Annotated in this window: 19 protein-coding genes and 1 tRNA gene; 1 reads left to right on the top strand and 19 read right to left on the bottom strand. The window is 39.2% G+C overall.

Going from position 1 to position 24,463, the window contains the following annotated elements:
- Positions 1-735: 735 nt before the first annotated feature.
- On the bottom strand, positions 736-1,554 hold the full coding sequence (locus tag bsdcttw_RS21020) for a sulfite exporter TauE/SafE family protein (RefSeq protein ID WP_185256745.1): 819 nt from the start codon (positions 1,552-1,554) through the stop codon (positions 736-738).
- Between the two features lie 314 nt (positions 1,555-1,868).
- Here bsdcttw_RS21020 and bsdcttw_RS21025 point away from each other — a divergent pair, with 314 nt between their 5' ends.
- Positions 1,869-2,756: a LysR family transcriptional regulator gene (locus bsdcttw_RS21025; protein WP_185256746.1), complete on the top strand. Its 888-nt coding sequence runs from the start codon at positions 1,869-1,871 to the stop codon at positions 2,754-2,756.
- Between the two features lie 34 nt (positions 2,757-2,790).
- Here the strand turns inward: bsdcttw_RS21025 and bsdcttw_RS21030 are convergent, their stop codons facing one another.
- The 18 genes from bsdcttw_RS21030 to bsdcttw_RS21115 all read right to left on the bottom strand — a co-directional run bounded on the left by bsdcttw_RS21030 (position 2,791) and on the right by bsdcttw_RS21115 (position 24,380).
- Positions 2,791-3,159, bottom strand: a complete 369-nt coding sequence (locus bsdcttw_RS21030) for a VOC family protein (RefSeq protein ID WP_185256747.1) — start codon at positions 3,157-3,159, stop codon at positions 2,791-2,793.
- Between the two features lie 117 nt (positions 3,160-3,276).
- A complete protein-coding gene (locus tag bsdcttw_RS21035; protein ID WP_185256748.1) occupies positions 3,277-4,143 on the bottom strand; it encodes a GNAT family N-acetyltransferase in 867 nt (288 codons plus the stop codon).
- Between the two features lie 251 nt (positions 4,144-4,394).
- Positions 4,395-5,561 carry an SAM-dependent methyltransferase gene (locus bsdcttw_RS21040; RefSeq protein WP_330602305.1) on the bottom strand — a complete coding sequence of 389 codons (1,167 nt, stop codon included), beginning with the start codon at positions 5,559-5,561 and terminating at the stop codon, positions 4,395-4,397.
- Between the two features lie 218 nt (positions 5,562-5,779).
- Positions 5,780-7,012: an Ig-like domain-containing protein gene (locus bsdcttw_RS21045; protein ID WP_185256749.1), complete on the bottom strand. Its 1,233-nt coding sequence runs from the start codon at positions 7,010-7,012 to the stop codon at positions 5,780-5,782.
- Between the two features lie 20 nt (positions 7,013-7,032).
- Positions 7,033-8,628 (bottom strand): transglutaminase domain-containing protein, encoded by a 1,596-nt coding sequence (locus bsdcttw_RS21050; protein ID WP_185256750.1) that lies wholly within the window; start codon positions 8,626-8,628, stop codon positions 7,033-7,035.
- A gap of 187 nt (positions 8,629-8,815) precedes the next feature.
- Complete coding sequence (locus tag bsdcttw_RS21055) at positions 8,816-10,717, bottom strand: HD domain-containing protein (protein ID WP_185256751.1); 1,902 nt, start codon at positions 10,715-10,717, stop codon at positions 8,816-8,818.
- Between the two features lie 230 nt (positions 10,718-10,947).
- Entirely contained in the window at positions 10,948-11,622 is a 675-nt protein-coding gene (locus bsdcttw_RS21060; protein ID WP_185256752.1) for a hypothetical protein, read from the bottom strand.
- 262 nt (positions 11,623-11,884) lie between these two features.
- Positions 11,885-12,100 carry a YdbC family protein gene (locus bsdcttw_RS21065; protein WP_185256753.1) on the bottom strand — a complete coding sequence of 72 codons (216 nt, stop codon included), beginning with the start codon at positions 12,098-12,100 and terminating at the stop codon, positions 11,885-11,887.
- Between the two features lie 203 nt (positions 12,101-12,303).
- Entirely contained in the window at positions 12,304-13,029 is a 726-nt protein-coding gene (locus bsdcttw_RS21070; protein WP_185256754.1) for a CPBP family intramembrane glutamic endopeptidase, read from the bottom strand.
- A 117-nt stretch (positions 13,030-13,146) separates the two neighbouring features.
- Positions 13,147-14,451 (bottom strand): condensation domain-containing protein, encoded by a 1,305-nt coding sequence (locus bsdcttw_RS21075; RefSeq protein ID WP_185256755.1) that lies wholly within the window; start codon positions 14,449-14,451, stop codon positions 13,147-13,149.
- A 37-nt stretch (positions 14,452-14,488) separates the two neighbouring features.
- A complete protein-coding gene (locus bsdcttw_RS21080; RefSeq protein WP_185259910.1) occupies positions 14,489-15,394 on the bottom strand; it encodes a sensor histidine kinase in 906 nt (301 codons plus the stop codon).
- A 15-nt stretch (positions 15,395-15,409) separates the two neighbouring features.
- Positions 15,410-16,153 carry an ABC transporter permease subunit gene (locus tag bsdcttw_RS21085; RefSeq protein ID WP_185256756.1) on the bottom strand — a complete coding sequence of 248 codons (744 nt, stop codon included), beginning with the start codon at positions 16,151-16,153 and terminating at the stop codon, positions 15,410-15,412.
- A complete protein-coding gene (locus tag bsdcttw_RS21090; protein WP_185256757.1) occupies positions 16,146-17,060 on the bottom strand; it encodes an ATP-binding cassette domain-containing protein in 915 nt (304 codons plus the stop codon). Before bsdcttw_RS21090 ends, bsdcttw_RS21085 begins: the two co-directional genes overlap by 8 nt.
- Before the next feature lie 89 nt (positions 17,061-17,149).
- The gene (locus bsdcttw_RS21095; RefSeq protein ID WP_185256758.1) at positions 17,150-17,815 is read right to left on the bottom strand and encodes a response regulator transcription factor; all 666 of its coding nucleotides are present in this window, start codon (positions 17,813-17,815) and stop codon (positions 17,150-17,152) included.
- 135 nt (positions 17,816-17,950) lie between these two features.
- A tRNA-Leu gene (locus tag bsdcttw_RS21100) sits at positions 17,951-18,035 on the bottom strand.
- A 290-nt stretch (positions 18,036-18,325) separates the two neighbouring features.
- A complete protein-coding gene (locus bsdcttw_RS21105; protein WP_330602306.1) occupies positions 18,326-20,515 on the bottom strand; it encodes an alpha-galactosidase in 2,190 nt (729 codons plus the stop codon).
- A gap of 50 nt (positions 20,516-20,565) precedes the next feature.
- Positions 20,566-22,611, bottom strand: a complete 2,046-nt coding sequence (locus bsdcttw_RS21110; protein ID WP_207726445.1) for an alpha-amylase family protein — start codon at positions 22,609-22,611, stop codon at positions 20,566-20,568.
- A 155-nt stretch (positions 22,612-22,766) separates the two neighbouring features.
- Positions 22,767-24,380: an extracellular solute-binding protein gene (locus tag bsdcttw_RS21115; RefSeq protein WP_185256760.1), complete on the bottom strand. Its 1,614-nt coding sequence runs from the start codon at positions 24,378-24,380 to the stop codon at positions 22,767-22,769.
- Between the last annotated feature and the right edge of the window lie 83 nt (positions 24,381-24,463).

Genomic DNA, 24,463 nt, shown 5'->3' on the forward strand with positions numbered 1-24,463 from the left:
GTTCTGCGCCGAGGATTTCGCAGGCGCTGAACTTGCGTATGAATTATGCTTTTCAATAATTCATACTTTCAGCCATATACTCTCCAACGCGCCGCAAGTTCTGCGCCGAGGATTTCGCAGGCACTGAACTTGCGTATGAATTATTCTTTTCAATAATTCATACTTTCTACCATGCTATCTCCAACGCGCCGCAAGTTCTGCGCCGAGGATTCCGCAGGCGCTGAACTTGTGTATGAATTATGCTTTTCTATAATTCATACTTTATGCCATGCTATCTCCAACGCGCTGCAAGTTCTGCGCCGAGGATTTCGCAGGCGCTGAACTTGCGTATGAATTATGCTTTTCAATAATTCATACTTTCAGCCATATACTCTCCAACGCGCCACAAGTTCTGCGCCGAGGATTTCCCAGGTGCAAAACTTGCGTATGAATTATGCTTTTCAATAATTCATGCCTTCAACCATAATCTCCAACGCGCTGCAAGTTCTGCGCCGAGGATTTCGCAGGCGCTGAACTTGCGTATGAATTATGCTTTTCAATAATTCATACTTTCAGCCATATACTCTCCAACGCGCCACAAGTTCTGCGCCGAGGATTTCCCAGGTGCAAAACTTGCGTATGAATTATGCTTTTCAATAATTCATGCCTTCAACCATAATCTCCAACGCGCCGCAAGTTCTGCGCCGAGGATTTCGCAGGCGCAAAACTTGCGTATGAATTATGCTTTTCAATAATTCATACTAGTCCCATATACAATATACGTACTCCTGCGAAAATCAAAGCTATTGCAAGACAGAGCATAATAACCGAGCCCTTTATGTGTTTGGATATACGGGCTCCTATCTGGGCTCCTACAACAGTACCGAATGCAATACTAAGAGCCATCGTTGTATTATTGTTAAGCGTTCCTTCACTTAAATGCACTATAACACTTATAGCCGCAGAAAATACCAGCACAAAATGAGAGGTAGCCGTTGCAAAATGGGTGGGAAAGCCTAAGAGCACCAGCGCAGGAACGTGAACAATTCCGCCGCCTATGCCTAAGAAACCCGATACCAGTCCTACAAACATACTAATAAGAATACCTGCCAGCATATTAAAAGAAAAGGAAAATTCGTGTCCATCCCGGTCTGTCAGATGCCTTCTTGCCCGAAAATGTCCTTCTTTATCAATTGGTGCACTGCTATTGCCCATTCGGCTTTTTAAAATAATTACAATGGCAAATAATATCATAAAAGCCCCGAAGATACAGTTAAATAACTGGCGGCTGACCTGCCCGGTTAACATAGTCCCTATGACAGACCCGGGAATGGTTGCTATTGCAAAGATTATTCCGGTTTTATAATCAATTCGCTTCATATAGGCATATGCTGATGAGCCGGAGGCAGAATTAAAAAAGACAGATGTCATGGAGATTGCCGTTACAGATTCAGCAGGCATGGTGGGAAAACACATAAGCAGAATAGGTGTTAATAAAAACCCTCCTCCTGCTCCAATTAATGTTCCAAACCCTCCTACTGCAATTCCTAAAAGCACAAATAGAAATATTATCATCTCACTCTCTCCTTATTTATAAATTTCATTTCTTGAAGCTGTGCATGCTCTGCGGCGGCTCTGTAAATACAAAGATGTTCTATTAGGATGTTCCTGTAATGCCTGATTCTATACACGAAGTTATTATCAGTTTATACCTTGTTGAAACATTAGTAAAATAGTATAATTCTATAGAGTTCATTGTATTTTGATTATAAAGTAAATAAAATTTAAGCTTTTTGTGAGATTAAGTGAAGATGAAAAACACCTTTCGCATCACATGGAGGTTAATGTGAAAACATAAAATAATTTTTACTTTTGATTTGGAGGTTAAAATGACTTTAAGACATATGAGGATTTTTGTTGCAGTCTGTACCTATAACAGTATCACTAAGGCAGCTGACAGTTTATTTCTTGCACAGCCCACCGTCAGTCTGGCTATTAAGGAAATGGAAGAATATTATGGTGTAAGTTTATTTAACCGTATTTCCCATAAGTTATATCTGTCTGAAACCGGTAAGCTTTTTTTAAGCTATGCCACCCATATTACTACCCTCTTTGATGAATTGGAAGCTAAAATCAAGAATTGGGATTCACTCGGAACCTTGCGCATAGGTGCGAGTATTACCACCGGTACTTACCTGCTGCCAGGACTTGTATCTGAATTCTATAAAACTCATCCCCAGATAAAAGTACAGGCGATTATAAAAAATTCAGTAGAATTAGAAAGGCTTATTCTATTAAATGAACTGGATTTTGCCCTGATTGAAGGAGAGGTTCATAATAATCAGATTAAGAACGAAAAGATTATGGAAGATAATCTGACTTTAATTTGCGGAGCTAACCACCCGTTAGCAAAGGTTAACTCTGTTGATATCCATCAGCTTTCAGACTATGATTTTATACTACGAGAAAAAGGAAGCGGGACCAGAGAATTCTTTGACAGTACTCTCATGGTCCATAATCTAAATGTCAAACCTATCTGGGAAAGCGTCAGTACCCACGCTATACTTAATGCCGTCAGCTGTGGCTTAGGTTTAACGGTCTTATCCCACTTAATGGCCAAACCTTATCTAGAAGAGGGCCGTGTGAAAGAAATAAAGATAAATGATGCCGTACTTATCAGGCCTTTTTATGTCATCTATCACTGCAACAAATTCCTTTCAGACAGTGCAAGGGATTTTATTGATTTATGCAAAGGTTCAGTTAAGCTGCAGGATTAACCGAACCTTTAATTGAGAACCGGTTTGTATTGGATTATTTTTTACACAGGCAGAAGGGATGCCCGGATGGGTCAAGCATTGTAACAAAATCCTCGTCCCCATATTGCTCCGTAGCCGCTGTAGCACCTAACATTTTGGCTTTTTCTACCATTTCTGTTACATCCTCAACCTGAAAATCAAAATGCATTTGCTTTTGCTGCTTTCTGCTTTCTTCCGGCCAAGTCGGTCTTATATAATCCGGTTCTTCGATAAATAAAAAAACAACCCCGCCCGAACTTCTTACCGCCGGACGGCCAAATAGTTCGCACATCTCCCATCCTAATAATTCACCATAGAATTTCTGTAATTCTCTTTCATTTACACAATCAACCATTACATTACCAAGCACTACTTCCTGTTTCATTTTGTACCTCCTTATCCTTTTCAAACCTGTTATCTAATAAGCTTATCCTAAAGTAGAATCCGTTTGGTTATGTATTTCCTTTTAAACTTCTTATGATAGAAGTGCCAATGCTTCCTCTTAATAGATATAGCAGCAATTTTCGGATTTAATATCAAAGCCCATATCAAGATACAGATGGATTGCATTCTCATTATCACCGTCAACTATCAATTCAACATACTCTGCTTCAAAATCTGTAAAGGCTTTATCAATCAGATATGCTAAAACAGCACGGCCGTAACCTTTATTCCGAAAACCACTTCTAACTGCCACAATTTCAGCCGTAACATGCTTCTGATTATCTACCCTGAGAACGCTATAGGCAAGAAGCTGCTCTTTCTCTACAAGGGAATAAATGAAATGCCTCTTACCAATGTCCTCTATAATGTCTTTCCCTGAGATGTAAACCCCAGGAAAAATACTGTCATGCAGTTCCACAAACTGTGGATATCTTTCAGGTGCCAACTCCTTAATATTCTCCAAATTAAAGATGTCTTTTCTATTTTTACGCTTTAATATGAGGGCATATTCGTTCACCTCTTTGCGGGCTCCAAGTCTTTGCAGAAATTCTGCGCATTGCTTGTTTTCCTTCGGAAAAAAGAAGGTATACCTTATTGAAGAAGGAAACTGGCCATGTAAAGCATCAAACAGATTTTTTGCCACTACATCATAAAGCACAGCAGGCTCTATCAACAGATTACAGTCACCATTATTCTTCTCTTCATCAATGTAACAGGATAAAATCCCAATTAATCGCTCTCCCTGCCAGCAGCTGATTGCACTGTCAGAAGTGATGCTTTCCTCAATTTCCTTACGGATTGTTTCTGGATTCTTAGAGCAAAAGGTCGAAGAATGTTCCTTCCTATTATTTATCCTGAAAACAAATTCAGATAATGTCTCCAGCTCTTTCATCTCACACTTTCTTATTGCCATGCTGTCAGTCATATTATCTTCTCTCCCCTGTATTTCAACGGCTCAACCAGTAACGTTCTTCCAAATCATTATACTTTTTTTGTCCTTAAAAATCAATTCCACTATCACCACCGAACCAATTATGAAGCTTTACAGCAGAAAAGAGAGCCGTAAGAAAATAATCCTTACAGCTCATAATTATAGTCCCCTGCACATCTGCTTATAGGCTTTTAAGCACTATATAAAATCACCTGCAGTGTTTACCTGACAAGGTGAAAATGGATTTAATACCACCTTGTCATAGGCAGCTCATTATTTATGCCTTTACTAATAAGGATCTGATGCAAATCAATGATGCCGTTATTAAAGGTTGCCGCACAGGCACATAGATATAAATCCCACATCCGGGTGAATTCTGTTCCCATCATTTTCTCAATTTCTTCACGATGTTCATTGAAATTTTTATCCCAGCACAACAGCGTCCTGTTATAATGCCGCCGTAAACTTTCAACATCAATTGTGTAGAACTTATAGTCGGAGCATAAATTAATAATCTCTCTGAGGCTCGGTACCATACCGCCGGGGAAAATATATTTCTTAATCCAGGCATCCCCGGGGTACTCTTTTAATGCACTGATATAATGCAGCAGAAACAGTCCCTGAGGCTTTAAGACGGAATCCACACATTCTAAAAATTTATCGTAATTGTCCCTGCCTACATGTTCAAGCATTCCGACACTGACAACCCGGTCAAAAGCCCATTCCTGCTTAGGGAGCTCGCGGTAATCCAATAACTCCACTGCCAGCTTATCAGCCAGCCCTTCCTCTTCAATTCTCTCCTTAAAACTATTATATTGTTCCTGGCTAAGAGTAATCCCTTTACCGGTAACCCCATATTCCTTAACCGCACGAAGCAGCAAACTTCCCCAGCCGCATCCGATATCAAGCAGTTCCATTCCAGGCTTTAGATATAATTTTTTCAGGATTCTGTCTATCTTATTGTTCTGGGCCTCCAGCAAGGAATCCTGTTCATTCATAAAGTAAGCACAGGAATAGCTCAGCGACTCGTCGAGCCATAGTTTATAAAATTCATTTCCAATATCATAGTGGGACGATACCTCTTTTTTCTGATTCCGTTTGGAGCTAGATGTAAAAATCAGGTTCTTTAATGCCTTTTTATCTGTATGGAATTTTCCCATCTGTCCCAGAAAGAAGTTGAGTGCATGATACAAATCGCCTTCAATCTCAAGATCGCCCTTCATATATGCCTCACCTAAAGCTATGGAAGTACTTGTCATCAAGTCTGTAAGAGGTAATTCCCTTTTAAATATCACCCTGAATTTAGGGTCACCTTCCCCAATGCTATATTCTTTACCATTTAATTCAAGAACATAGGGATTCTCATCAAATTTTTTCATAAAATCTATCATTAAATTACTGCTTATTGGCATCCTGCTGCCTCCTGTCAATTTTTATAACTAGTTATATTGTTTCCATTTTTTTCTTATTCATAATGAAAGGGACTATTTTGATAATCATATGCATTTTTCTGTAAGTTGCTAATAAATGAGAAAAAAAAGCGTTATCCAAAATAGGATAACGCTCGTCATTTTATACACTAAAGCTATTACAAAAAAATAATATGCCATGTTTGATTGTATTCGCCTTATTAATCCACATTCCAATAACCGGTGTCTTCATATTCACTACTGCTTAATAAGAGATGATAACGTATATCTGCATTACCTGTAAAGAAATAATCTTCGAAATTCTTCTCGTCCCACAAATCATGATCCGCCCATAACTTATCGGATAACCCATAATCTGTTACGTTATAGCAGGTATTCAAATAGGTATCAATATAATACCATGTACCATTAATCTCAACACGATTCCAATAAATAATATCAAACCCTTTATTTCCCGGCAAATAGGCTCCCCCATGACAAAATTTGTACGGAATATCCAAGCATTCGCAAAAGAAGCCGAAAGTCTGTGTATAAGCATAATCTTCTATACCATTCTTTCCATGACCGTTAAACAGAAGATCAGCAATCGCTCCTTCCTTCTCACTGTCCAAATTGGATTTTCTTGTATCATTGAAATACTTTTGTATGGCGCTAATCTTCTCTTCAACCGAGAGCGAGCTTGAATTTAAATTATTCTGGTCTATAATCTCAGCAACTTTCTTTAAAGTTACAATCTCATTCTCCTCGTATCCAATATAGTTTCTTTGCTTTATGGCATCTGCCGGATCAAGCTTACCGGTGCCTGTTCCTATGGTAACCTTCATGGTTTTTGTGATTTTTCCAATGGTAAAGGAAAGATTCGTTTTCCCGTCATTAACCCCGGTAATATGTACCTCATCAAGTATCTTGGTCCCATTTTTTACACTGGTTTTGTAATCCAGCTCAATGACATCTTTCTTCTCCGCTGTTATTTTTATATCATCAAAAGGAACATCCAGGTACTCTCCATCGGCCTCGAACGCAAAATCTACACCGCAGTCATTTCCCTTGTTCATATTAATAATATTTGACTTATAATCATCAAAGTTAAAATTATCAATCCAATAGTCTCCGATATAAACTTTACAATTATAGGTTTTCTTTTCAATAGTCGCCATTATTGTAACCGCTCCACTTTTAATAGCAGTCACTTTTCCGGAATTCGTTACTTTTGCAATCTTAGGATTTGATGATGTCCAAACAGGTTTTTTAGCGGTTCCTATTATATCTAACTGAACCATTCCGCCCTTGGTGGTTAATACATAGTTCCTGCTTAATTGTATTTTTGCCGCAGCCTGCACTCTTACATTGTCATATAGAAGTCCGCTTGCAATAAGGCAAATAAGAAGTATGGCAGCTATTATCTTATTCTGAATATTTTGAATCTTAGACATATAAATGGCCCCTTCCTGAATTATCTAAAATCACCGATGTATGGAATGTCACCATCATGATAGTAATCGCTTTCGTTGGTTTTTACGTGATCGAGCCAAATTTCGCTGCTCAAATAATAGGTACCTTTATTCCTTAAATTTGCACACCAGTAAGAATCAATGTGATACCATTTCCCGTCAACCTCTACTTTATTCCATGCATGTGCATCGCCTCCTGCCAGGCCAGTTTCTTCAACATTTTTAATCCCTAGGCAATCACAAAGGAAGCAAAATGTTTCCGAATAATCTGCGCATACTCCATGTCCGTCTATCATTGTCCTGTAAACTGTTCCATGCTTATAGGGAATATAACTTTCATCCTTATAAGTTGCAATAAAATAGTCCACTATATGACTGATTTTCTCTTCCTGAGACATGCTTTCTGAAAACATATCAAATTTATCAAAAAATGCTCTGACCGTCTGCATGGATTTCAGCTCGTCTCCTTCATAACCGGTAAAATCATTTTTCTTTATTGCATCAACCGGATCAAGCCTGCTGACACCGGTACCAATTACAAGCTCCATTTTACATGTACTCTTTTTATCAGAAACGATAATCGTTACAATACCGTCCCTGTAAGTCTCAATATTGAAGCCGCTCAGATATGTTAAACCATCCTGCCCTACTTCTTTTTCCTCTACTATTTTTGCAAGATTATCCCCCGTTGATTTAATCTCTACTTTTACCCGGTTATATGGTATTGCATATGGGGCTAAACTGTCCTCGGCACCTTTAATATCCAACCATGCCAGAACATCACTAAGTGAAATATCTCCCTGACCCCTGGATAAGATTCTCTTGGTTTCTCCGTCCTGGAATCCATTCAACTTATAAACAGTAATATATGTTAAGAAATAATATTCTTTACCTCCTGCATATACTTCCAGATCAATCCAGGTTGAACCATAATTTACAGCTGTTACTTTTCCCTGAGCGGATACCTTAGCTACTTTTGAATCATGGCTTTTCCATGTGACTTTTTGAATTTTCTTAGGAGGATTATTGAGCTTTAGCTGCAGGGTTTCCCCTTTACAGAGATAAGCGGAAGGAACATTCAGATCCATTTTGGATTTCGATGGCTTCGGTGTAGGCTCTGTGTCCTTCGTTAGTGACGGGCCTGTATATTGGTAGGATACATCATAAGTAATCTCCCTGGCTTCTGCGTCCTTCAAGTCATATACTTTTTCGTATCTATCGTTACTTGCCTTTATTGCTTCCACCATCTGCTGCTTTAACTCATCACCCTTTTTATATCCGGGTAATGTTACCAGAGTTTCAAGTATATATATATCCGGTAAATAGGTGAATTTAGCTGTATAACTAACATTTATTTTTCTTTCTATTATTTGGCTGCTGACAATCTTGATATACTCTGGATTATTCGTACCTATTGCTTCAGCAATATGATTCGCTAAAAAGGCTTCTATCGGAAAATCAGGATCATCAAATTCTGAAAGATCTAAGGTAACATTCATTTTTTGTGTTGCGGCTGCAAATATCTTTTGCTGCGGGCATAACATACAGAGCATCATAAATAAACAGCCCAGATACAACAGTTTAAGTCTCATCTTCATAACTTCTAATTCCCTTCCCTATTTTATACCTATTTTCTACAACTTTTTCATTATAACATTAATATTTTACATATTCAAACATTTTTGGAAATGTTTGTTTTAACAATTGTTAAAAAAAGAGCTTTAAAGTCTTCTTCCAACTTTAAAGCTCTAAATTTATATTACAGTTTTAGGCAAGATTTCAATATTAATCTTTCAAAATTCGTTTCATAAGCTCCGCCCCGATTCGTTTCCCAAACGCGCCTAAGAGTTCTTCTCTCTTTTCCTTGAGGATTCCGTCCTCATCCTTTGCTAAAATATAAATATAAAAGACCGGCAGATAATCGGAATCAAGCTGTAAGATGTCAGCTATCCCGCTGATGTCTTTCAGGGTGCAAATTGCTCCTTTGTGGTTATAAAAGTAAATCGGGGAATCTAATCCGATTGAAATCCGTTTAAACAAGGTAACAGTATCAAAGGTTTTAAGGTTGGTAACGATATTCTTTGTTTCTTCCTTTACAATTTCACTTACCATCTGTTGAAATCCATCGATTTTCATTTCCTTACTGTGTCTTGTAATATAAGACAAAACAAAACCGGAAGAGTTTTTCATCGTAATGTCAAACATTTGTTGAATCAATTCCGTAGCCCTATCCCTGCTAACGGATTCATTGTCCGCCATTAGGCAGGCTTCCATATCGTCCTTACGCTTTATTATCTCTAATTTCACAGCATCATCAATAATCTTAAAATTCTCGCTCCGCTTAATCAGAGAATGGTACCGCTTGCTATTACGCAGCAGTTCGGCTAATCGCTGTGCTAACACATAGTCCCTGGTACCTTCTTCAATCTCTTTATTATGATAATATTCCGTATAGTAAATCTGCCTCAAAACAGTCGTTAACCAGGAATCATTCCATTGAGAAAGTGCATTTGCCTTGATTGCTGATTTTTTATCTCCCAAGGGAAACCAAAGCCCTGAGATGTCAAAGGGTATCAAAACTTCGTTATCACGTTTACTATCTAATGGAGTTTCATCCAAATATTTTCTCACCAGATCTTTTACAATCCCCTCCAGAATATAATCAGATTGGATGACTCTGTGATGATAGATAATATCCTTATAACTATTATATCTGCGCTTCACAAAATCTTCTACGGAGCTTACTGCCTTTAAGGGTACACAAAAATAAATCACTCCCTTCTCCACAAGCATCTGCATATCGTTAATAATTCTGCTGTATTCTATCTTACCAGAATCTATACCAGAATTGATAACATCCCTTGTGGCATAATCCAATCGGTCTCCGTCCAGACTGGAATCGATAAGCCTATGAAGATACTTGAAGGCTCCGTCTTCAGCAAATATTTTCTTTACGCTTTCTAATACAAGGAGGTCATATAAATTCTCTTGATATTTCCCATCATCTTCTGAAATAGGTGGAATTATCTTACTTAAAATACCTTCGCTGATTTCATCCCCCATTTGCTCGTGTAATTTCCTGTTATCCTCAAAATATTTTGACATGATATCAATAAATTCTTTTGTATTATCCCCTTTACTCATTCCTCTTTCTTTATATTCCAGGTAGACATCTTTTAATGCATACTCCACGATATGACTAAAGGGGGGATGTCCAATGTCATGCAGCAAGGCGGCTGCCCGGATTGATTGAATGAGTATAAGATGCAGGACTTTGTATTGCTCCGGAATATTATTCGGTATAAGTGAATGCCTCAGCTTATCCAGTTCAAGCCTTGGTAACTCCTCCGGTCTGGCACCTAATTTCTCTGTACAAACATCCGCCTGCTGTCCTAATCTATCTAAAATCGCAGCATATTCTTTCGCAAAGATATCAAAGAATTCCTTCAACATAGAATCCGTTGTATTTAATAACGATTGAAAAAACATATCAGAACAAAGTTTCATTGTTCCGATAGAGTGTTCATATCGTTTGGTGCGATTGGTGGGAAAGGTTAGATATACCGTAGAATTTTGATATACGTCATGGAGACGATTAAAACCAATGGTTGAAACAATTCTTCTTTCATATTCTGTCAATGCAATCAATCCATGAATGGAATCGTTTAAATAAATACCTTTTTTCAAGTCAAGCCTCCTACTGCTTTTTTGTCTATTATAAAGTATCTCCATTGATAATTCTACCGATTCAATCACATTTCCCGGAAAGTAAGGGTAACTTAAAGGGGTTCTTAATCATAATGTTTACCTATCATTCGTTTCTCTCGGTAAAAAAGGAACCAAACTTTTAAGTTTAATTCCTTTTCCCTGTTAATGTTCTTAATAATCATAGATACTTAATAAATTGTTTTAAGCTTCTAATTGTCAGAGCTTTCAATGATTATACTGCTTAGCTGCTTATCTTTTGCTATAGCAGCCAGTGCTGCATGTTCTCCACCTAGAAAGATGCTGCTTTTGCTGTTACCTTGTTCCATAGGCGTATATTGAGCCGTAACTAGTGGGCGGGATATTTCTGTCACTGTTTCCTTAAAAGGAGTATTTCCCCAAATCATTTCGGTAAGATCTTTAGCCCGCTGCCTTACATCTTTATCTGAAATATCTGTAATCGCTGTTTTACTTTCCCATTGTAGGCTCTCTGCCTTATTGCCTGGCGAGTTAGAACTCTTTACCCCAAAGGCATCTGATAATTCCTTTAAAAGAGCATCTTCATCAGCCTCTTTAGGATAAAAGCTAAATGCGGTCAAATAAGCATCGCCATCTTTTGTAAAGCTCTTAAAGTCAAGTTTTACAATACCGATAAAACCCCAGCAGGTTTGCGCTTCACTTAATATATATCTGTTTGGAACAGTCCCATTTTCTTGCTGGATTACTACTCCGCTGTCTTTCAGCAACGATTCGACCTTACCCTTTTCCATACCCCAGCTAATTCCATGTATTGGGAGCCAGAGAGCATCTTTATCATCATGGTTATTACAAGATGTTAAAAAAGTAAGGCAGAATAACAGCAAAGAGATAATTCTAATTCGATGCATTAAACCCTCCTTAGATGTAACCAAAACCGAAGAAAATTAGATTTAGATTTCTCCAGGTACCGTTGATGTAGACAGTTAACTTATTTTACCATTGATCAATACTTATGTAAATGCAAAATGACTATTTAAATAGTATTTTAATTATTTGACAAAGAATCAACCTTCTCGAAGTTTAAACTTAATCTTACTGTATTATATAAAATAATCGAGACTCTTTTTTTCACCAATAAAAAAGAGTCCGAAGACTCCTCATTATTTACTATTATTGCAGCTCTAGCAGTTCTTTTAGTTTTAAAACCTCTTCATTGGAAAGAGTCACACCTTTTCCCATCTTCTCATGATCCGGTGCCCATTCCCTAATGTCATACTTAGGCTCTCTGTCATTCCAGCTTATAAGATTTAATTCCTTCGTCCAGCCTTTAGCTCCCTCTGAAAGAACCCCAATTGTTTTTACGATTTCATATTTAATGTCTGCCATAACTAACCTCCCTCTAATCTAATGAATTATTGACTTCGTATTTTACTACTATTATATTATATTAAGTTATAAAATTCAAACCAACTATTACTTAGCCACTCTTGATTCATCAATAATCCGTCTGTTGCCTTAAATTATCTAAAATCTCAGCATATTCCCTAACAGAGATATCAAAGAATTCACTAAATATAGCTTCAATTATTCTATCTTATAGTCCAATCAATAAAGGTATGTAATACAGCTACCGTAATTATATTTTTTGTTCTTAACTTGATATATCCAAACATCAAGCTTAAAGGAATTAAATTTACACAACTAAAAAAAGCACTTTGAAAATTCATTCCATTAATAAATACATTAAGAGGTAAATGATAAAACGAAAAAATGATTACAGTTATTAAACATCCTTTGGTTGTACCAAGCCAAGCAATTAATCTCGTCTGAAAATAACCTCTATAAATAATTTCTTCAGCAAATCCAACAAAGGAGAACTTAATGAGAGATACTAGGCTTGCAACAGTCAAAATATTAACAGCTTCAGTTGCCTTCGATGATAACTGATAAACAATAAAAAATAAACCCCCAAGAAATGTTCCTAAAATAATAGACTTTAACCAGTTAGATTTCGTTATTCCCAAACTTAGTAAGCTTTCTCCCTCATACCGTGCTGCCATTATTACTATTGCCGTAAGTAAAACATATAAACATGATTGTAATAAGATAAAACCATACTCAGGAATATTTATTATTACATTCTTGATTGCTAAAATGTATACCAAACCTATTATTATTTCTGCAATAATAATAAACAAACTAAATATTGCAGATTTCTTAACATTCTTAAATTGGTAATCCTGTGACTGAAACGGAATGTATTTCGTAATCATCATAGTTAATAATATAGTCCCCAAAATATATAATAGCAGCATTATACCCCTCCTATGTATGCTCATAATTTTTCTGTATGGTTTCCACGATAAAGAGAAACGATTATATGTTGTCAGATAAATTTACTTGATAGCGAACGTCTGCTTTTCCTTGATGCCTTACATTTTTCGTCCCCTCAACGTTATCCCAAGCTCTGATAGTATAGCAAAAAACTCCTCCTGTATCTTGGTACTCTTTAGTCGTGAGGCAATATCCATCACCATTTGATTTTCGTATGTGCAGACATTGAGCTGCATTCGCCTCGTACTGGTAGTAAAATCAATTAGGCGGATATAAGGCTTTATCTCCAGCGGGATTGAAATCCGACCAAGATTTGAAACACTGGTGGTGTTGATTGCTCCCAAGATACCTGCCATTCGCAGAGCAGCATCCTTGCCTTGGCGGGGAATCAACCGAAGGAGTGGGCTGTGTTCCAGTGAGCACAGTGCATTCATCCGTGTCGTCAGCCCCTCCGGAGTTAATTCTCTTGCAAGCTGCTCGCCTACATGTCGGACTACCTCCAACAGGGAGTCCGTACCTCTATGAAAGCAGTGTCCTACATTAATAACCCTAAAAAAGTTCCGTGCTGATTTACTTGGGAAATATTTTCGCAGATTGACCGGAATTGCAACTACAATAGGCTTACTTTTTTTAGACATAGGCTTTGTTCTCTGTATGGCTAGCATTAAAACCGCTGTAAGCAATACTGTCACGGTCTCTCCATATTCATGTGCCTTTGCAACTACCTCATCAGCATCGGCAACACCTACTGTTAGCTTGATTTTGCAGCCACGCTCCCGCGCACCGTTAAGCTGATAGCCTCGCTTTTTCCATGTACGGCCACGCTGTGCGTTATTCTGTTCCTTAAGGGCCTCTCGTATGGAAATACCGCTGTAATAGGTTTTAAACCCATCCTCATTTGCACCTTCCAATGAAAGCTCATCCTTCATAGCCGACAAATCCAAACCACACTCAGGATGTTTGCGCATGAGATAGCTTGAAATCAGCATCTTGAAAAAACTCAACGCACCTACACCATCGGATAATGCATGGTATACCTCCAAATTAATTCGTTTACTGGAATAGGTAATGGAAAATTGCAGACATTGATAACTCCTTTCATAAAGAATGCGACAGGGTGAAGTTCTTTCCTCTCGTACGATTGGCTGCCTTTTGCTTTCCTCTAGTGAATACCAGAATAAGCCCTTATGTAAAACACTCCGATAAAGCGGATATTGCTTCAGTGTATCCTCTGTTGCATATTGTAAAGTCCATGGGTCAACAGCCTCCGTCAGCTCACAGGTGAGTCTGAACACCCAAGTGTCATTGCAGGAGCTTGTTCCCGGAAAGAAATGGGCGGCGTTATCCAGCGGAATTCGTTCTGGGTGCTTAAATCGTTTCACCCCTTTTGAAATCAATTGCATTGATCATCACCTTTCTGAATGGTTAATGATAAAGCTTTCAGTATGTTTCGTTATTACTATCCGATAGCAGAATACAGATACTCAATTTTTTGTTGTTGTATTCTGCTGATATGGTTCCATTCATCTGTTCAATTAGTGTACGTGTAATTGCTAAACCTAAACCTGTTGATTCTCTCGCAGCTTCAACCGTATAAAAGCGGTCAAACAGTTTTCCCACCTGTACTTCATTTAACCTTGAAGCCGTATTTGTAAAAACTATTTCCCCTGCTTTAGTTAGCGTAATATCTAAATCACCATCGCTATATTTAATTGCGTTATTCAAAAGATTCGAGAGCACACGAGATAAGGCCGAGGGATTCAGATAACGAACCACTTTATTTTGAGGCAATTGAATATTCGGTTCAATGCCATGCTCTTTTAATACAGCATAAAATCCTGCAATGCTTTCTTCCAGCGCTTCACCTAGGATAACCTTTTCCTTGACTGTATCGTTTTCTGATGTAATGATTACAGAATATCGAAAAAGCTCCTCCGTTAACTGTTTCAGCGTTTCAACCCGGTTGCTGATAATGTTAAGATACCTTTCAACCGAATCAGATTTTTCTTCCCCTTCCAACAATTCCATATACCCGCAAATGGCGGTTAGGGGTGTTCGCAGGTCGTGTGAGATATTGGTAACAGCTTCATTCAACTCCCTGTCTCCACTCAAGTATTGCTGACGCTGCTTGCGAAGTAAGCGGAGCTGTTTATTCAATTCAGCAGCAAAATGCCGTATCTGTTTATCGCCGGTGGATATTGAAATCAGTGTATTGGATTTATTTGACAGATGTTCTATAAATTCCCCACAGATTTCATCCATACCTCTTTTTAATATTAAGACTTTCAAAAAAAGTACGATAACTATAATAAAAAGAACACCGCACATAAACCAAGGGAAGAACATCTTTTTCACCAACCTTTACTTCAAATCTTTTTTACCAAAGACATACACTCCCAACCCTGTAAGAACAAAGGTAAGAAGCAGCGAGTATACCGCCAGCTTCCATGGTGAGGCTATGTCAATCGGTAAGGTCTGAACTGTCTGACCGAATGGATTGAATTCATAAAGAAACTGACATATAACTTTTGGAGAGCCGGTCAGCAAACCTTGACCAACAATTGAATAAAATATAAGCCAGGCAAATATCAAAATAAAAGCGGTCAATATACAGATTATTGAGGTTCTTGCCTTGCTTGATGAAAGCATACCAACCAGATTGAAAATTGCAATATAAGAAATACAAGCAAGCCAGCCAATTATTCCTGCAAGTGTAATTTGACCTATACTATGATTCGGCGGAGCATATGAGAGGATACCAATAACGCCTCCAGCCAAAACCCCGGCTAAGTAAATAATAGTTACTGCAATAATCCCTGTTATGAAACTTGCCAGATAGATACGGCTTCTTTTATGCCCGACAATGAGCTTGTTTCGTAACGTTCCATCACTATATTCAGTACCGAGAAACAAGCTAAAGAAGATTGAAGTCAATACACCGATTCCTTGAAGTGAGATAAACAAAATAAGATCCATCGGCATGGGACCCTGCTCAGACAAAAGCAAGTAAAAAGCGCCTTCTATGCAGGCCATAAAAATTACAGTCAGCCAAAACGTTTTATTGATCCAAAGCCGTCTTAAATCAGCAGATAATAATTTATGCATAGCTGCCACCTCCAACTAGACTTATATAATAACTTTCCAAACTTTCATCACGCTCTTGCATAGTAATCACTTCGCAATTTACCTTTTCCAATACTGATGTCAGCTGAGATACTTTAATTTTCGCAAACACGTCAGCTTGTATGTCAGAAAGGATTTTGTATTCAATTTTCATTTCATCAAGAACAAGGGCAAGAGCTTTTGTGTCACTTACTTCCATACGTACACATTTCCTGCAAGCAGATTGTAATTCTGCAGCGCTCATTTCTTTTACAATATGACCATTGTCAAGAAATCCATAATGTGTTGCAAGTTTAGATAGTTCGTCTAGAATATGGCTCGAAATCAAAACTGTAATCTGCTGCTCCCGGTTCAGCTTCAAAATCAATTCCCGCATTTCAATGATGCCTTGGGGGTCAAGTCCATTTGTAGGCTCATCCAGCAGCAGAAAGTCCGGGTCGCCTACAAGGGCTATGGCAATTCCTAATCTTTGCCGCATACCAAGTGAAAAGTTTTTTGCTTTCTTTTTCCCTGTCTTTTCAAGACCTACTAACTTTAGGATTTCATTAAGACCATCAAATGATGGAAGTCCTAAAATTAAATATTGCTGTTTCAGGTTTTCTTCTGCTGTCATATCCAGATAGATAGACGGGGTTTCTACGACTGCTCCCATCCTTCTTCTTGCTTTTACGATTTCTTTTTCAGTACTTTTTCTGCCATATAGCGTATAATCCCCGGATGAAGGTTGCTGAAGTCCACATATCATTCGGATCAGTGTGGTTTTGCCGGCACCATTTTTTCCAACGAAGCCGTATATCGCGCCTTTTGGAACATTCATTGTCAGTTCATTTAATGCTTTGAAACGTCCATAGTTCTTGCTCAAAGAATTTGTTTTAAGAACATAATCCATACGGTTTAGCCTCCTTTGTTTGATACCGGTAGTCTATCAAGTAATCGTAAAGAAAGCGGTAAAGAAAACGATAAAGAAATAGTAAATATTTATTCTGTCCTAAGTTTAAAGCCAATTCCCCAAACCGCTTCTATATAATCCTTATCGTTTACTTCCCGAAGCTTTTTCCGCAAATTGCTTATATGCATTTTTAGTGAGCTTTCAGTGCAATCAGGCGTATCGCAGCTAATATGTTCTAACAGAAGCGATTTGGTAATTACCTGTGATGGGTTTTGCATCAATAACTTTAAGATAGCGTATTCCGTCCTCGTCAGCTTTAGTTCACAGCCATTTATTGTTGTAATATGAGTATTAGTATCAACCTTTAATTCGTCAAATGTCAATACGGAGGCTGCCTCGGGAATTGTTTTATTGCGAAACTGAACAGCAATTCTAGCTAATAACTCTTTCGTATTGAATGGCTTTGTAATATAATCAACAGCGCCACCCAGTAATAGCGTAACCTTGCTGTCAACATCAAACTTAGCGCTAACAACGATAACCGGTATACCTTTTATCTTAAGAAGCACATCCTCTCCGCTTAGTCCCGGAAGCATTAAATCAAGCAGAATAAGATCTGGTTTTGAGTGGGCGAGAACCAGTATTGCTTCTGTCCCTGAGTATGCACGAGAAATCCTATATTCCTCTTTAGCTAATATTTCTTCAAGTAAATTTCCTATATGTATATCATCGTCAATAATCAATATGCTTTTCAAAATCACTCATCTCCATTCCTTTTTAACATAGTGAATTTAATCAGTTTCATTTTCCTTACTGAAGCAATTGAAGTAAATACTAAAAATCAAGGGCTCCAAAGTTTTATTCAAACTCTGAAGCCCTTGATTTAATACTGCAGTCGACGGGACTTGAACCCGTACGGTCGCAATGACCACTAGATCCTTAGTCTAGCGCGTATGCCAATTCCGCCACGACTGCATAACTATAAATGCAGAATGTTCACGATTTTTTCACCAGCGAACGAATTATATTATAACAAACATTTTACTATAATGCAACAATTATTTTTCTTTTTCTTTCAATATTTTAGATTATTTTCTTTTAAATATTAGGTAGTATATTATCAGACTTCGTTCATAATACCGCTGGGTTATTTAATATCTGGGGAAGCGGGTTTGCTTCCACCTATACAGCCCGCTTTCCCAGTATCTTTGTTCATGCCTCACTCTTTCTATCTGTAAGTACCTTTCATAATAACTTTTATATTATTAATTTGATATCATCTTAATGGAGTATCGGTAAGACTGATATTCTTCCGTAGGTACGGGCAGCAGTATTCCCCCAAGCATGAGCATTTCTCCCGTGTGCCTCAATCCTTCAACTTCATAGATTGCCTTTGCTGTAAGTCCCTTTAGTTTCATTATTACGGGAGCTGGATTCGCCTGTAATCCAGTAACCACCGCAAAGAATAAGCCCTCTCTTTTGTCCTTTGAGACAAATTGCCAGGCGGTGGCTCTTGTGTCCTCATAAGGGCTTGTAAGCCTGTAATAGTCTCCTTCATGAATCAGATTATAATAGGAATGGTACTCTCTTACTTGTCCTTTTATAACCGCTTTTTCTTCTGTTGTCAGTTTATTAAGGTCTAATTCGTAGCCGAAACTGCCGGACATCGCTACGGTTCCTCTTGTTTCCCATGGGGTTTTTCTGCCGGTCTGATGATTGGGGCTTGCCGATACATGGGAGCCAACTGAACCGATAGGGTAGCCAAAGGAAGTTCCGTACTGTATCTTTAAACGTTCAATGGCATCGGTATTATCACTGCACCAAATCTGAGGACAATAATATAGCATCCCTGCATCAAATCTTCCTCCTCCGCCGCTGCAGCCCTCCAATAATATATGAGGATATCTTGCTGTGAGCTCCTCCAGAAAACGGTACAGGTTAAGAATATAGCGATGACTTAATTCTCCCTGGCGCTCTGCCGGTAAAGCCGTTGAATATAGATTGGTGATACTGCGGTTCATGTCCCATTTGATATATTCCAGCGGTACTTCGTCCAATATCCCAAATACCATATCCCTTATCGTCTGATATACTTCTTCTCTGGAGAAGTCAAGTACCAACTGAAATCTGGAGCGGTTAGGATTTCTCCCCGGTATCTTTATGGTCCAATCCGGATGCATTCGGTATAAGTCACTATCTTCTGATACCATCTCCGGCTCAAACCAGAGTCCGAATTTCAATCCCATCTCATGGACTCTCTGTGACAGGTCCTTTAGACTTCCCTTTAGCTTCTTCTCGTTAACATACCAATCACCCAAGCCGCTGATGTCATTATCTCTCTTGCCAAACCAGCCGTCATCCAGCACCAGCATCTCAATTCCCAGGTCTTTTGCATCCTTTGCAATAGCAAGAAGCTTATCTCCGTCAAAATCAAAATAAGTGGCCTCCCAGTTATTTATTAAGACCGGGCGTCTTTTATGTTTCCACTCACCTCGTATAATATTCTCCCGTATAGCATCATGAAGCCGAAGAGACAGCCCGCTAAAGCCTTCATGGCTATAGATAAGTGCTGTTTCCGGAAGGAAGAGACTTTCTTCTTCCTCCAATCTCCAGGTGAAGGTATCTGGCTGTATTCCCATTACGAACCTGGTTTGTCCTATCTGATCCACCTCTGCTTCTGCCAGAAAAGAGCCGCTGTATAAGAAGGATATTCCATAGCAGTCTCCGTAATCTTCTGTGGCATCTTTTGTGCAGAGAATTACAAAAGGATTATGCTGATGACTTGAAGTTCCTCTTGTACTTCCAATAGAGTGTTTTCCATGATGCAAAGGTGTACGCTCGAATTCTCTCTCCATGGCGTGTTTTCCATAGAAATGAATCATATCCATTCTTTCATTGGCGAAATCCAAACACAGGGAAAGTCCTCGGTTTATTATAATATTTCCCTTGGAATTAATAATTTCTGCTGCTCTTGTAATAACATCTTTCTCATATAAAACTCCATAATAGAGCTTTAACTTTATCCCGGTTGCCGCATCCTCCATATTAATTACTAAAGTTTCACCCTCTCCGTTTTCCCAATGCATGGTGGGCAGTCCTTCTAATGAATATTTACCATTCTGTATCTCATGGGACTTATAGCGAAAATCTATAGCATTACTGCCATCTTCATGAATCACCTGTATACAATCTGTACGGTAATCTCCGATTCCAAAGCATGGATATTCAAGAGGCAAGCTGTCCAGAGAGAAGGTTCTGTCAGCCCCTGCCTCATAAGGATTCCCTGAGAAGCCTCTGTCAGCACGCATAATTAGATAGGATAAATCCCCTTCTCCAAGCTTTTGACCGTAATAATTATGTAACAACACTCCATACTCTGCGACCTTCATCTGGTAAGCTGTATTCTTGGTCTGTAGATGAAAAATGTTAGTTTCTTTCTGAAATAAAATTGCCAACTATTTATATCTCCTTCCAATTTTGACTATTAAGCTGATCTTAATTCTTTTTATATAATTTCAAACAAGGCACCGTCACAGCCGTCAAACTCAAATATAAACCTTCCACCTGTAATTCTATATTCCTTCTCTGTCCACAGCTCCCTGACACTGCAGTCAATAGGAAGCCCGGCACGTTTCATATCAAATTCCACCTCATCTTTCTCTTTTTTCCAGTGAAACAATGCCATATAATGCTTACCCTCCAATTCCAGTGTAAAGAAGTTACTGGCAGTGGTACCAGCTGTTTCTACCGGCCGAAAGCTCTTACCGGCTGCTGCGATATGGTTTATCTTCTCTGTTTGAGCTAATAATTTAGCCCTCTTTCTAGACTCTAAAACAAGCTTCTCCTCTGTGTCCTTGTTATTTTCTGTATCCTCGTTATTTTCTCCGACTGGGCAGTTAGCCTCTCCCATGCCGTAATCATCGCTTAGCATCATTACTGTACCTGCTATGACTGCCGCCGTGTATCTGGCTCTCGCTTCTCCAAAGAGACTGCTTCTATCCGCACAAAAGCTCTGATATAAGGAGATATGGTCCGGATCATTAAAAGAGTATAATCTGCCGGACTGCCACCAGGCATAGGTAAGGGCATTTAATACATATTCCGTATCCTCTGCCAGTCCGAAGGCATCACAGGAGAAACGTCTGGCATGGCCGTAGCCGCAGGGGAACAAAGGTGCTATGGAAAGGCTGATGAAGAATGGGCGGCCTGCCTTTTCCTCCGAAAAATGCTCCTTTAAGAACTCATATCCTTCTGTTATTGCCTGTCTTCCGGTCATTACTGCCTTGTTATAATGCACTCCCTCCATCGCCCCATGGCTTAAGAAATCCAGTTTTACATAGTCAAATCCCCATTCCAGAAACTTTTCTGCCTGCCATGCCATATGCTGCTTCCATATTGGATGGGTAATATCCATGGGGATTGCACCATCCACTCTAGGCAGCAGCTCTCCATTGTTATCCTTTAAGAGAATCTCCTTGTAGCAATGTCCCTCTGTTCCCGGTATCTCCTCCTCTTCTTCCTGCCCAAACCAGGCAAAAGGAGCAGCATAAATTCCGGCCTTTTGTCCCTTAGCGTGCAATTCCGCTGCAAGCTCTATCAACTTCTTCTTCGGAATCCTGTGCCAGCCGGCATCCAGATTTACATAGGTTGTCTGACCATTGTGATAACCGCCTCTCATCAGTTCTTCCCGCAGGAAGCGACCGGCTTCCCTGTAATTTCTTTCATTAAGGCGAAAAGCCAGACCGGACCAGCTATTCCAGCCAAAGGGAACTCCTTCTTTCCAGGAAAGTATCGGGTTCTTTCGGTTTACTATGTCCCCGTATTGCTCCAGCAGGTCTCTGTAATCCATACCATGCAGTAGTACAAATCGAGAGGAGGCCACTTTATTTCCTCTGACAATTCCGTGTTCCATCTTATCATGAGTTTCCAGGTCAGCTATACCGGAGCAGGCTTTTAATACTCTCGCGTCATTGCCGGAGCAAATAATTCCATTTTTCCAGACATCAAAATCAATTGCTCCTATAACAATGCCTTCCCGGCTTTCTTCCTCAAATACGACTGTTACATCATAACTAGTCCTTCCGGGTCTTAACGGAACCGCTTCATATCTTACCCACATAGTATTGTCATAAGGCACTAAGAGCATTTTCGTCCAAAGGCTTCTTAAGAAATCGGGGCAATCCTTGTCCGGAGCTTCCATTACCATGGGTACCAAACGTTTTGCATGTATCTCTTCGTTCTCTTCTCCCATCAGCACACATTGTACCGTAAGGGTTTCCTCTGTTATTCTTATGATTTCGGTAAACTGTATTCCCTGTTCTGACTGAAAGCAGACTTCTAACCTGTCACCCATTCCAGCTCCACTGTCCGTTAACTTATCATCTTTTACTTCTGCCCTTATTAGCTTACTGTACCTGGTATCCAGCTCTACTCCCGTTTCTAGGATTGCCTGACCATAAAAGTGAAGAAGTTTTTTATCATTCTTATAATAGCTAAAAGTACCTTTATCCTCCCAAAGTATAGAATGCCTTCCAACTGTGTATTTTCCCATAAAAACAACCATGCCCTTTCCAATTGTGTGAAAATCTCTGCTGCCTTGCTATAAGTTCCCATTTGTCTATCTATAAAAGCAAAAGCCGGTCTGCTGGGAAGTCATATAACTTCTTGCAGACCGGCTTTACAATCTTCTCCCGTATTATCCGATAATTATTTGCTTACTCCCCAGAGCTTTAAACGATCCTGGTAAGCTTTGGTCAGATAGCTCTCAACATCCTTTAAGCCGGAAGCCTGCATATCCTGAATCATAGTACTATAAATAGAAAGTGCTTCGTCTTCACTGGTAGCATCTACCATCTTAGGGAAAGCCTGATCATAAACATCCTTTATTTTCTGCCATTTCAGTCCTTCCGTCGTACTTCCGGCAGGTTCCAGTCCCGCGAAATCGGCGGAATCCCAGGCATCGGATTCACCAAAGCTCTTATTAGCAAATTCAGCAGTAGGCTGAAGCTTATACTTGGTAGCCATATCATAAGGGGTACCATCACTGCCAAATCCGTTCTTGATAAACCAAGTCCATTTTCTGATACCGGTTGTTAAGCTTTCATTGTCAAAATCCTTCTGGAAGCCGTTCACAATCTCATCTTTCGGAACATGTTTACCGTCTTTTAACTCCCAATCCTTGCCTTCAAGACCCCACATCATCAGGTACTGTCCTTCTTCACTTACAAGGAAGTCAATCAGCTTTATCGCAGCTTCCGGGTTCTTGCAGTTATTGGTAATGCCGATAGCATCCCAACCAAGGGTGGATCTGCCGTTATAGGTGGTCTGAGAAGCATCCATGTCATCAGGAACTACTTTATAGGAATAGAATTGTGCGTCAGGTCCAACCGTACTTGCAAGACTGGTATTTGCAGCATCGGTATCCCAGTAAGATGCAAAGGTACAGAATACATTTCCGTTAGACATCTTCTGAACCCATTGTTCTTTTTTATTTACTACCCATTCTTTGTCTAAAAGGCCTGCTGTATAAAGACCATTCATAAACTTAATCACATCCTGGTATTTCGGATCCTGAGATTTGTGCTGCAGGGCACCATCCGATGTGAGATAATAAGTCTTCATGCCAAACATACCGTAAATAGTTGATTCGTAATTCTTGTCATCTCCGTCAAGAGTAACAGCTATGCTCTCTTTTCCGTCGATAGTAGGGTATTTTTCCTTGAATTTCTTTAAGATATCGATAAACTCTGATAACTTAAAGGGTTCCGGACTCTCTGCCCGGTCTTTGCCTACGATTTCTGCAAGCAAATCCTTTCTCATTAAGACACCGGCAGAAGCATCCGGGTCAACACCATACCAGTTATTCAGATAATAGTTCTTACCATCTGTATAGCGGCTCTTCGTTAAAACATCACCATACATTTTCTTTATGTTCGGGCCGTATTTATCAATCAGGTCATTTAAAGGTATCAAAGCACCCGCATCAATATAGCGGTTAACGATTTCATTTCCTCTGTCCATCAGTACAATATCAGGATAATTCTGCCCGGTTAACATAAGATTTAACTTTTCCAGGGGATCTCCGGAAGGGTTCTCAACCTGGATATTCACACCTGTCTTTTCCATAATTGTCTTGGCAACCTCATCATCAAAGGTCTTGCTGCCGGAATTTTTATCAAAGAATGTAACGGTAACCTTTTCCCCATCTGTGTTACCTTTTGTTTCTTTGGTATCGGTATTGCCGCTCTTGGCACATCCTGCAAAGGTTGTAGCCGCTAATACCACTGCCATAAAGGCAGCTGCTATTCTTTTCTTTTTCATAATCTTCTCCTTTCAAACGAAGCAAACTTGCTGTTAACGAGCCACACATTGGTGCTGACACATATTTGTGTGTATTGGCATTA

The sequence above is a fragment of the Anaerocolumna chitinilytica genome (assembly GCF_014218355.1).
GTDB classification, from domain to species: Bacteria; Bacillota; Clostridia; order Lachnospirales; family Lachnospiraceae; genus Anaerocolumna; species Anaerocolumna chitinilytica.